9 protein-coding genes and 1 tRNA gene are annotated in these 10,926 nt (G+C 42.0%); 4 read left to right on the top strand and 6 right to left on the bottom strand.

Annotation, left to right across the window (positions count from 1 at the left end; genetic code table 11):
• From ACMJ0U_RS01800 to aroB, 3 genes are all read right to left on the bottom strand, one after another.
• Positions 1-876: site-specific integrase (locus ACMJ0U_RS01800; RefSeq protein ID WP_417127797.1), on the bottom strand; the 876-nt coding region annotated here is incomplete at its 3' end.
• 148 nt (positions 877-1,024) lie between these two features.
• Positions 1,025-1,099: transfer RNA gene (locus tag ACMJ0U_RS01795), tRNA-Pro, on the bottom strand.
• A gap of 108 nt (positions 1,100-1,207) precedes the next feature.
• Positions 1,208-2,269 carry a 3-dehydroquinate synthase gene (aroB, locus tag ACMJ0U_RS01790; protein WP_417127796.1) on the bottom strand — a complete coding sequence of 354 codons (1,062 nt, stop codon included), beginning with the start codon at positions 2,267-2,269 and terminating at the stop codon, positions 1,208-1,210.
• Between the two features lie 101 nt (positions 2,270-2,370).
• Here aroB and ACMJ0U_RS01785 point away from each other — a divergent pair, with 101 nt between their 5' ends.
• From ACMJ0U_RS01785 to cls, 3 genes are all read left to right on the top strand, one after another.
• The gene (locus ACMJ0U_RS01785; RefSeq protein WP_417127794.1) at positions 2,371-2,778 is read left to right on the top strand and encodes a hypothetical protein; all 408 of its coding nucleotides are present in this window, start codon (positions 2,371-2,373) and stop codon (positions 2,776-2,778) included.
• Positions 2,779-2,861: 83 nt separating this feature from the next.
• On the top strand, positions 2,862-5,744 hold the full coding sequence (locus tag ACMJ0U_RS01780) for a TonB-dependent receptor (RefSeq protein ID WP_417127792.1): 2,883 nt from the start codon (positions 2,862-2,864) through the stop codon (positions 5,742-5,744).
• Positions 5,745-5,843: 99 nt separating this feature from the next.
• Entirely contained in the window at positions 5,844-7,277 is a 1,434-nt protein-coding gene (gene cls / locus ACMJ0U_RS01775) for a cardiolipin synthase (RefSeq protein WP_417127790.1), read from the top strand.
• Here cls and ACMJ0U_RS01770 read toward each other — a convergent pair.
• Genes ACMJ0U_RS01770 through ACMJ0U_RS01760 form a run of 3 tightly spaced genes read right to left on the bottom strand, consistent with a single transcriptional unit; the run spans position 7,237 to position 9,309 of the window.
• On the bottom strand, positions 7,237-7,803 hold the full coding sequence (locus tag ACMJ0U_RS01770; RefSeq protein ID WP_417127789.1) for an RsmD family RNA methyltransferase: 567 nt from the start codon (positions 7,801-7,803) through the stop codon (positions 7,237-7,239). The two genes, cls and ACMJ0U_RS01770, sit on opposite strands and share 41 nt — an antisense overlap.
• Positions 7,794-8,618: a DUF3822 family protein gene (locus ACMJ0U_RS01765; protein ID WP_417127787.1), complete on the bottom strand. Its 825-nt coding sequence runs from the start codon at positions 8,616-8,618 to the stop codon at positions 7,794-7,796. Before ACMJ0U_RS01765 ends, ACMJ0U_RS01770 begins: the two co-directional genes overlap by 10 nt.
• Before the next feature lie 4 nt (positions 8,619-8,622).
• A complete protein-coding gene (locus ACMJ0U_RS01760; RefSeq protein ID WP_417127786.1) occupies positions 8,623-9,309 on the bottom strand; it encodes a hypothetical protein in 687 nt (228 codons plus the stop codon).
• Positions 9,310-9,403: 94 nt separating this feature from the next.
• On the opposite strand from ACMJ0U_RS01760, the gene ACMJ0U_RS01755 reads away from it, so the two are divergent.
• Positions 9,404-10,825, top strand: a complete 1,422-nt coding sequence (locus ACMJ0U_RS01755; protein WP_417127785.1) for an ATP-dependent DNA helicase — start codon at positions 9,404-9,406, stop codon at positions 10,823-10,825.
• Positions 10,826-10,926 lie beyond the last annotated feature (101 nt).

Below are 10,926 nucleotides of genomic sequence, written 5' to 3'. Positions count from 1 at the left end.
TAAATAGTAGTTGGATGGTGACGAAAAAATATCAAGGTCAAGCATGAGGTGTATAACCTTAACTGGTAAGGTGATTGTTCCGTCTTTCTTATTCTTTGAAATGGTATCCTCTATATAAATTGTCTGTTTGGCCAGATTGATATTTCCGATTTTAAGGCGGGCCATTTCGGCCGGTCGGATGAAACAGTAATATAGAATGTAGCTGGCAAGTAAGAAGTGTTTGTTCTTCTGCTCGAGATAATCATGTATCATGTTCAGATGGTGTGGCTCGATAGTCTTCCTTTTTTTCTTCTTTGCCCCACGTCCTAATACGGATAATCCTTCCGTAGGCACAGTCTTTAGAAAGTTCTTTTGGCAACACCAATGACCAAACTGTCTGAGGAACCCGAGGTAATTATCATGAGTAAATGCGGTATTATCACGGTTGATATAGATTTCATCCAGGAATTGAACGCAAAAATCCTTATCGAACTGATAGATGTAAGTAATGGGGATAAGTCTCTTATCATTCCAGTCCATCATGTTCTTCAGGTAAGATGCGAGCGATTTATGTGTCTCATATCTGTATGTCCCATCCTTTAGCAGCTTATCAATGTATTGCCGGTATTTCTCGCAACAGTCACGGAACAGCATATACGCTGTGCCGTTTTCTTTTTCTATCCATGGGTTCCATCCCATGATGAGTTTTTCTGTGAGTCTCTTGATTAAGTCGTTGGCGTACTTTTTCCGCTGTTTCGGCTCGATTGCATTAAGTTTTATTCTCTTGCGCTTCATCCGACCTTCAGCCGGATCGTACGCATTAAAACTAATATAGGTTTCGCGGCCACAATGGAGTGTTGGTGGCGTGTAGCTCTTGATTTTTTCGAGTGTAGACATTTTTTTTTAACGAGAATTAAGTTGATAATTCCCGCTAAACAGTGAATAATAGATGTAAATACATTGTGCTTCTGTCCCGATTTTGTCCCGGTGTTTTAAAAGCAAATAAGGTAACTACTTGTTTGTTAAGCAGTTACCTTATAACCAGTCGGGGTGACTGGATTCGAACCAGCGACCACACGCCCCCCAGACGCGTACTCTAACCGGGCTGAGCTACACCCCGAATTGCGGATGCAAAGGTACTGCTTTATTCGGAATAACCAAATATTTTCCGCAATAATTTCTTAGTATTTTTAGATTACGTTTAAACGCTGTTTGAACACTATAAAACTTATCCCATGGTTTCGCGGTAGAAATCAAGTAGTTCGTAGATTTCTTCTTGTGAAGCGGTCTGGTTGATACGAATGTCACCGATTCCTCCTAGAAGAGTGAAATTGATGACACCACATGAGGTATTCTTTTTGTCATGCTTCATGAAATCGTATAGGCATTCGTAGTCATCGCAGGTGAAATAAAGACTGCCATAGTTTTCCTTAATGAACTGGATAGTGGTACGCAGGGCTTCTTTAGGGAAACCGCAACGAATGTGTGACAGATAAAGTTCACAGACCATCCCCCAAGCTACAGCATATCCATGAAGTACCGGATGGTTAGTCTTTAGGGCAAAACTTTCAAAAGCATGTCCGATGGTATGTCCGAAATTCAATGCTTTTCGGATATTTTGCTCATAGGGATCTTTTTCTACGATGTCTTCCTTGACTTGTACGGACTGGCCGATAAGCTTTTGTAGCAATGCGTAGTCTATGTGGCCAAAGTCAAATGTCAGTAGTTCGCTCCAGTGTGACGGCTGGCTGATAAGACCGTGCTTCAGCATTTCTCCGTAACCGGATAGCAGGTTAGGCATATCGAGGGTTTTCAAAAACTGGCTGTCAATCATCACCTGGTCGGCAGGATAGAAGGAGCCGATTTCATTTTTGAGTCCGTTGAAATTGATACCAGTTTTTCCACCCACGGCGGCATCAATCATGGAAAGCAGGGTGGTGGGGATGTTGATGCAAGCAATACCTCGTTTGAAGGTAGCCGCAGCAAATCCTCCCAGGTCGGTCACCATACCTCCTCCCAGGTTGATGAGTAGTGAGTGGCGAGTGGCTCCTCGGCTGCTAAGCTGGTTCCATACATAGGCTAGTGTCTCTAAGTTTTTATGCACATCTTCCGGACCAATAACAATTTGTTCTGCATCCTTCAGCAAGGCAATGTCTTGAAGCAGGGGGAGGCAAAGACGAAATGTATGTTCGTCGGTCAGGATAAAAATCTTGTCATATGAATGTGCAGATAACTTCTGGCTGAGTTCCGTATTGAAATTTTGGCAAATAATGACTTCTTGTTTACTCATAAGTGTATTTGTTTTGGTCGCAAATTTAGAAAAAAAGTTAGAAGAAGTCGGATGTTGGCTTACAATTAAGTATTTTTGTGCGAATAAAAAATAATCAAGTTATGAAAGGAATTTTTCCGGCTTCGTGCCGTTTGTTGGGGTATGTATTACTGTTATTGTCTGTGTTTGTTCCGTTGCTGATGTATATGTCCGGACAGGTGAATGACGCTAATCTACTGTATGTGAAACTGGGTATGAAATTAGTCATCTGGATTTCATTGTTTATGGTTTTTCTGGCCAGAATGAAAGACGAAAATGAGGAAGCTTTTTCTATTCGGCGGAAAGCGATGGTGATTTCACTTTATTTGTGGGGAATTTATTATGTGGGCGTGTTGCTGAATGCTGCTTATGAAGGGAACTTGCAGGAAGCTGACAATTCAGTAGGTATCGTGTATATGGTCATCAATGTGTTCTGTAAAGAGTTCTTGATGCAGAAGGCAAAGATTGAAGAGAACTTCAGGCAAAAATAAGTTAAAAAATAGAGGGTAGGGATTAAACCTTTTTCGTTGATGATTGTCAAAGATACAATTAATCAAATGGAAGAAAGAAGGCAATGAGAAGACTTTTATTGGGATTGCTGCTGATGGTGGGGGTAACCATTTCTGTTTTTGCACAAAGCAGCGGCAGCCGTGGAACCGTTACAGGAACGGTTCTTGATGAGGGGGATAAATCGCCTGTCATTCAGGCTACGGTACAGCTCCTTTCCGTGAAGGATAGTTCAATGGTAGTGGGAAATGTGACAAATATGGACGGGCATTTTTCTTTGTCGGTGCGCCCGGGAAAGTATTTGTTGAAGATTTCCTATATTGGGTATACTCCATTTTTCAAGCAGGTGGCACTGACTCGTAACAATCCGCGTTTGAATATAGGTAAAGTTGAATTGGCTTCGGATGCCATTATGCTGGCAGAAGCTGTGGTGGTGGCTGAGGCTCCGGAGGTGACGGCGGTGGCCGATACGCTGGTGTACAACAGTTCTGCTTATCGTGTGCCTGAAGGTTCGGCTTTGGAAGAATTGGTAAAGAAACTTCCGGGGGCTGAAGTGGATGAAGATGGAAAAATCACGATTAACGGAAAGGAAATCAAGAAAATCATGATTGATGGAAAGGAGTTCTTTGCCGATGATCCGAATATTGCCATGAAAAATCTTCCGGTAAATATTATCGATAAGGTGCGTGCGTATGATAAACAATCGGACTTGGCTCGTGTGACAGGTATTGATGACGGTGAAGAAGAAACCGTGCTCGACTTAAGTGTGAAGCCGGGGATGAATAAGGGATGGTTTGGTAATGCGGATGTAGCGGCCGGTACGGAAGATCGTTATAGTGGAAAATTAATGCTGAACCGTTTTGTCGGAGAAAATCAGTTTACGGTGATTGGGTCAATGAACAATGTGAATGATAATGGCTACCCGGGAGGAGGCGGTGGCTTCCGTGGAGGAGGTCAGAATGGTCTGACCAGCATCAAAATGGGTGGTTTCAATTTTAGCACACAGAGTGAGAAACTGGAAACTGGTGGTAGTGTGAATTATAACTACAAGGATGCAGACATTATCAGCAAGCAGGCTTCAGAAACATTTGTTTCTTCGGAAACCAGTTCTTTCAAGAATGCCTGGAATGCCAACCGTAATAAGACTACCTCGCTTACGGCCGATTTTCGTATTGAATGGAAACCGGATACTATGACAACGGTGATTTTCCGCCCGCGTCTGACATACGGAAAGAATGATAATTGGAGTGCGACAAATTCTTTTACATTCAGTCAGGATCCGGGGTATACAACCGATGTGATATTGAATGCAGCCGACAATCTTTCGTCATTGATTCCGGAAGAAAATATTGTTAATACAATTGCTCGTAACAGCCTGCAGAAAGGTGATAATTTTAATGTAGGAGGTTCGGCTATGATTAACCGTCGTTTGGGAAAGCCTGGACGTAATATTACTTTCCGTGGCTCCTATAATTATACGAACAGTTCGAGTGAACAGTTCTCAGTGTCTGAAACTGACTATTACCAGAAAACAGAGGAGGAACGGCTGGAAATTTTGAACCGTTATATCTCTACGCCTACTTTGAACTATAATTATGGTGCACGCTTTACTTATAGCGAACCGATATTTAAGGGTGGTTTTTTGCAGTTCAGTTATTATTTCCAGTACAAGCGTTCAAAGAGTGACAATTCCACTTATACAATGCCTAATGATTGGGAAATAGCGCAAGGTTATGGAGGAGATAATGTGGGAGTGCTGGATGAAAAGAACAGCAAGAGTGCACAGTATACATATTACAATCATCAGGCAGATGTTTCTTTGCGTTGGATTCGTGAAAAAATGAGTTTGAATGCAGGTGTTTTTTTCCAGCCGCAGAAATCGAAGTTGTCTTATAAGAAAGACCAGTTGGATACGGTGGCCGTACGAAATGTATTCAACTTTACTCCGACATTTGATTTCCGTTATAAATTCTCTAAAACAAGCCAGTTGCGAATTAATTATCGTGGAAGAAGCTCACAGCCGAGTATGACGGATTTGCTACCTATTGAGGATACGACCGACCCGTTGAACATTCGTCGGGGAAATCCGGGATTGAAGCCGGCATTTACCAACTCGTTCATGGCTTTTTATAATACATTTGATACAGAGAAACAGCGAGGTATCATGACGCACTTCCGTTTTGAAAATGTATTGAACAGCATTAGTAATCGTAGTACATACGACCCGCAAACCGGTGGAACTGTGACAATGCCGGAGAATATCAATGGTAACTGGAACTTGTTTGGTATCTTAGGCTCTAATACGGCTTTGCGTAATAAGAAGTATACCATCAATACCTTTACGATGGCCCGTTATAATAACATTGTAAGTTATATGAGCGATGCACAGGCAGAGAATGTGTCAGATAAGAACAAAACACGTCAGTTGTCTTTGAGTGAACGCTTGAGAGGTACTTACCGTAATGACTGGTGGGAATTCTCTCTGAACGGCTCATTGGCTTATACGCATTCGCGCAATAGTTTTCAGGAGGAGAATAATATGGATACATATCAGTTCTCGTATGGAGCAAGCACCAATGTACGTTTACCCTGGAACATGTCAATTGCTACTGATATTTCTCAGAATTCACGTCGTGGATATGCGGATGCAAGTATGAACCGTGACGAATTGATTTGGAATGCACAGCTTTCGCAAGATTTCCTGAAAGGAAATGCAGCTACGGTTAGTATTCAGTTCTATGATATTCTGCGTAATCAGAGCAATATCAGCCGTGTAATCAGTGCGGCTATGCGAAGTGATACGGAGTATAATGCGATTTATAGCTATTGCATGGTACACTTTATTTATCGTCTGAATTTGTTTGGTGGAAAAGGTGCTGGAGCTAGAATGGGTGGTCATGGTGGTCCGGGCTTCGGTCCTGGCCCGGGACATGGACCTCGCAGATTCTAAGGTTGCATATATATACCGCAAAAGTCAATTTCACTTTTGCGGTATTTTTTTTGCCTTTTTCCAAATTACTCGTATTTTTGTTGAAAACCAAGTCGAAAGATGGACATAGCAGTCTGGAATAGTATCTTTTTGGCCGTAATTTATTTCCTTTATTTTGCGGTAATACTGACAACTATCTTTGTCGTGATTCTTGACAATCGTAGTCCGGTAAAGACTATGGCATGGATTCTGGTTCTCTTTTTTCTTCCTGTAGCTGGATGGATTCTGTACTTGTTTTTTGGGCGTAGTACACGTAAGGAGCGCCTTATCAGCCGGAAAGGCTATGCTCGTTTGAGCAAGCGCTCTATGGCGGCTTATCAGGAACAACCGTCCGTAATGGCAGAACATGGCAAACAGCGTTTGTTGGATTTCTTTTCGCGTGTAAATAATGCGCTGCCTTTCTCTGGAAATAGAGTTGCAGTTTATACGGATGCCGTTTCCATGTTATCGGAATTGTTGAAAGATATTTACAGAGCTCGTCATCATATCCATCTGGAGTTTTATATTTTTGAGGATGATGCGGTAGGTCGGTTGGTTAGAGACGCCTTGATTGACCGGGCTCGTGACGGAGTGAAGATACGGGTATTGTATGACGATGTGGGATGCTGGAAAGTACCTCATGATTTTTATGAACAAATGCTTTGTGAAGGCATCGAAGTCCTTTCGTTCCTGAAAGTCCGTTTCCCAAGATTTACTAGTAAGGTGAACTATCGCAATCATCGGAAGATTGTGGTAATAGATGGTTGTGTGGGGTTTATTGGTGGGATGAATCTGGCAGAACGTTATGTGAAGGGATTGGGAAAAGGAAATTGGAGAGATACACACGTCAGACTGGAAGGAAAGGTGGTGTACGGATTGCAGACTGCATTCCTTACTGACTGGTATGCTATTGACCGTACTTTGCTCACTTCAGCAGAATATTTTCCTCCAATTGTAGTGAAGGGAGGTGTGCTGGGGCAAATTGTGACTTCTGATCCGGTAGGTGAATGGAAGGATATTATGCAAGGACTGATGATGGCTATCTGTTCTGCCCGGAGATATTTTTATGTGCAGACTCCTTATTTCTTACCGAACGAGGAAGTGATGACCGCTTTGCAGACAGCTGCATTGGCAGGGGTTGATGTGCGGCTTATGCTTCCTAAAAGAGGGGATACCTGGCTCATTCATAAAGGTTCGCTATCTTATCTCTCGGAGATGATGAAGGCAGGGGTGAAAATTTACCTCTATAAAAAGGGATTCCTGCATTCTAAGTTGATGGTATGTGATGACGAATTGTCTACAGTGGGGTCTACGAATATGGACTTTCGTAGTTTTGGGCATAACTTCGAGGCTAATGCCTTTTTTTATGACAAAGAAACGACTATGATTTTAAAAGAAATATTCCTGGCCGATCAGAAGGATTGTTTTCTGTTGTCAGCCAGGATTTGGGAAAAACGTTCTTGGAAAAATAAGATTACTGAATCGGTTGTGCGTCTTCTTGCTCCTTTACTCTGAAGAAGGAAAAGTTGACACTTCCGTAATGGCGGTGCTCAAAAAAGCAGGGATGATTCTCAAAGCTGAGGTCTTTTCCATGCTCCAGAACGAAAATACCTTCCGGCTTGAGCAGGTTGTGCTGAAATATCAGGTCGGGTATGCTTGCCAATTCTTTCAGGGCATACGGAGGGTCAGCAAAGATAAAATCAAACTGTAGGCCGCATTTCTCGATGTATTTGAATGCATCGGCTCTTAAAGGGATGCACTTGTCCGTTTTGACCTCGCGCATGACTTTGCTGATGAAGGCATGGTGCTGCGGGTCTTTCTCTACAGAAATAATCTGATCGCATCCTCGTGACACAAGTTCTATACTGATGCTGCCCGTTCCAGCAAACAAATCGAGTGCTGTAATTCCATCTTCAAAGTCAATGTAGTTGTTGAGCACATTGAACAGATTTTCTTTGGCAAAGTCAGTCGTAGGACGTGCCTTGAATGTGTGGGGGACGTCGAAACGTCTCCGTTTGTATATTCCGCTTATTACTCGCATGAGATTAAAGATAGCATGTCAAATGGAACTTCTTTGATGCGGCTCATTGCTGAGTCGTTGAATTCCATCTGAGGATTAATGATGAATAGTTTTCGTATGTATTTTTTTAGTCGCAATGGTAATTCTTCCCATTGTGGAACTCGATTGTTTCCACAAATGTATAATTGGTCATCTTCTTGATTGTAGCCAGCTTGTTGCCAGATGTTCAACAGATAATAGCATGAATCATTCAGACCGGAAATAGGGTAAGTGTTCAGCAGTAGTAGTTTTTCTTTTTCGAAGGCTATCACTTCTACACTTTCGGGATGGAAGATGGCAAATAATTCGCGGCATTCACTCGGTTTTACCTTATGTGCGAGGTATTCGGTAAGTGGACTTATGGAGGCAAACAAACGAGCATTGGGGAAATGTTCTGTCAGGAACAGATGGGTGAGCTTGTCCAATCCAAAAAGAATGACGAGGTTGCTCTTTCCTAAAATATTACAAAGTACGACTTCGTTATTTTGTGGGGGCAGGTTCTGATAGAACAGAAGGTCGGTCTGTTCGTCTTCATACAATTCCAACGGAAGTGTAGTGTAACGCGAAGTATGAATAAGAATATTAACCTGCTTGAAACGATGCTTCAGCTCTTCTGTCTCTGTCAAATAAGCTTTTACATTGGCTGCCATTGAGCGCTGTGTATTGACTGGCGAGGAGCTGAAATATACTTCCTCCGATTGCTGAGGATGATAGATAGAAAAAGAAAATCCATCCGTACTCAGACGGATGGATAATATATACTGTTCTGATTTATTAAAATCAATAAGTTGGGCCATAGGATTATTCCCAGTTTCCTGCATTGTTGTTCGGCTGTTCGATGTCACCAACTCTCAAACCGCAATATTTACCCAATTTTGACTGCATGTCTTTCAGGTTAATCAATTCCTGGCTGTTCAAGTCACCCAAGTATACATCGTATGCAACCTGTGCCTGGAACAAGTTCAGAGGAGCACCAGATTTTGTAGTATCCTGACGGATAGCCATTTCAAATTTAGCTCCGTTTCCGTAAGGAACGTATGCCAAAGAGTCAGGATTAAATCCTTTTGCAAAGATAGTATCCATTACAGCTACCCACATTGTATCACGACGGAAGTTCTGTAAGCCTTCTTTTTCAACTTCGCTCCAGTTTCCAGTTTTCTTAGCCTTGTTAATCAAGTCCATAGCCTTCTTTTCTGTCATACCGTTGTTCAACTGATCATCTGTCAATGAACCCACTTTCATGATGAAAGGAAGTTTAGCAGTCTTTACGAAAGTAATCAGGCTGTCGAAGTTTGCTGTATAAGCACCGTTATGAACGGTACGATATTCCTGCTGAGCCTTACGGATGTCAATCAGGCGGGCAATAATTGCTTTTTCTCTGGCTTTTTTCGCATTGTCAAAGTTGATAGGGCCCATAATACTGCCATAGCATATATATACCAAGCAGATAACGCAGGCGGCTAACACAAGATTAAGAACTGTTTTCATGATAATATTGTTTTTTTAGTTTATATTCGTAGCGCAAAAATAAGTAAATTAGTTGAACCACGTCAATCTTACGTAAACTTTTTATACTGGCATTATGTTAAATAATGATTTATCGCAACAAATTAAGCGAAATTTTCCTTATAAACCAACAGAAGAGCAGGAAAATGCGGTGAAAAGTTTTGTCGAATTCCTGTTTTCGCCTTTTGCTGACAGTGTGTTTCTGATGAAAGGTTATGCCGGCACGGGTAAGACTACATTGACATCTGCATTGGTTCGTACGCTTGATTCATTGCAACGGAAAGTGATTTTGTTGGCTCCCACAGGAAGGGCAGCCAAAGTCTTTTCCGGATATGCGGAACATCCGGCTTATACAATTCACAAAAAGATATATCGCCAGAGAGTCTTTTCGAATGAGACGGATAATTTTGTGGCTAATCAGAATTTGCACCGAAATACGCTGTTCATTGTGGATGAAGCTTCCATGATTGCGAATGAAGGACTTTCAGGCGGCCATTTTGGTAGCGGACGTTTATTGGATGATCTCGTGCAATATGTATATAATGGATTGGGTTGCCAGTTGATGTTGATTGGAGATACAGCACAGCTTCCGCCGATAGGGGAGGAAGAGAGTCCGGCGCTGTCTGTATCGGTATTGCAGGGCTATGGACTGGAGGTGACAGAGTGTGTGCTTACAAAAGTGGTACGACAAACCGAAGGTTCCGGCATCTTGTCGAATGCGACGGCCTTGCGTGAAAGGATTGTAAATGAGGATTTCTTTGAATATCCTAAAATCAGTTGTAAGAACTTTCCTGATATACGTATCCTTTCTGGAAATGAACTGATTGAAGCCATTGACGAATGTTATGGTCATGTGGGATTAGATGAAACTATTGTTATCTGTCGCTCCAACAAGCGGGCTTCTCTATATAATAAAGGTATAAGAAATTTGGTATTGTATAGAGAAGATGAACTGAATACGGGAGATATGTTGATGGTTGCCAAGAATAATTATTTCTGGGGAGCAGACTGTAAGGAGCTTGATTTTATTGCAAATGGAGATGTGGCTGTTATACGTAGGGTACGGCGTGTTCGGGAAATGTATGGTTTCCGTTTTGCAGATGTAGTGCTTGCTTTTCCTGATTATAATGGGCTTGAACTGGAAGTGAAGATTTTATTGGATACCCTTCATTCGGAACAGCCTTCATTGTCGAAAGAAGAAAATGACCGTTTGTTTTATGCCGTATTAGAAGATTATGCCGACTTGCCGACCAAGCGGGAACGAATGAAAAAAATAAAGGAAGATCCTTATTACAATGCGCTACAGGTGAAATACGCGTATGCTGTTACGTGTCATAAAGCACAAGGTGGGCAGTGGAAAAGAGTCTTTCTTGATCAAGGCTATATGGCGGAAGAAATGCTTTCGCCGGATTATTTCCGCTGGTTATATACAGCTTTTACCCGTGCAACGGAATTATTGTATCTGGTGAACTGGCCGGAAGAGCAGACGGAAAAATAATTATAGGGTTGGATATACAGAATGATGATATTTTATTGGGCATATATAAAGGAAAGGCTGTCCTTCTTAAAGTGGAAAGACAGCCTTTCGTTGTGTGATTT

Source organism: Phocaeicola sp. (assembly GCF_048170425.1).
Lineage (GTDB): Bacteria > Bacteroidota > Bacteroidia > Bacteroidales > Bacteroidaceae > Phocaeicola.
The sequence above is the reverse complement of the archived record's forward strand: the minus strand, read 5'-3'. Positions and strand labels throughout refer to the sequence as shown.

Excerpts from the sequence above, each read along its gene's own strand:
- aroB (WP_417127796.1), bottom strand. The coding sequence starts at position 2,269 with ATGAGTAAACAAGAAGTCATTATTTGCCAAAATTTCAATACGGAACTC.
- ACMJ0U_RS01785 (WP_417127794.1), top strand. The coding sequence starts at position 2,371 with ATGAAAGGAATTTTTCCGGCTTCGTGCCGTTTGTTGGGGTATGTATTA.
- ACMJ0U_RS01780 (WP_417127792.1), top strand. The coding sequence starts at position 2,862 with ATGAGAAGACTTTTATTGGGATTGCTGCTGATGGTGGGGGTAACCATT.
- cls (WP_417127790.1), top strand. The coding sequence starts at position 5,844 with ATGGACATAGCAGTCTGGAATAGTATCTTTTTGGCCGTAATTTATTTC.
- ACMJ0U_RS01770 (WP_417127789.1), bottom strand. The coding sequence starts at position 7,803 with ATGCGAGTAATAAGCGGAATATACAAACGGAGACGTTTCGACGTCCCC.
- ACMJ0U_RS01765 (WP_417127787.1), bottom strand. The coding sequence starts at position 8,618 with ATGGCCCAACTTATTGATTTTAATAAATCAGAACAGTATATATTATCC.
- ACMJ0U_RS01760 (WP_417127786.1), bottom strand. The coding sequence starts at position 9,309 with ATGAAAACAGTTCTTAATCTTGTGTTAGCCGCCTGCGTTATCTGCTTG.
- ACMJ0U_RS01755 (WP_417127785.1), top strand. The coding sequence starts at position 9,404 with ATGTTAAATAATGATTTATCGCAACAAATTAAGCGAAATTTTCCTTAT.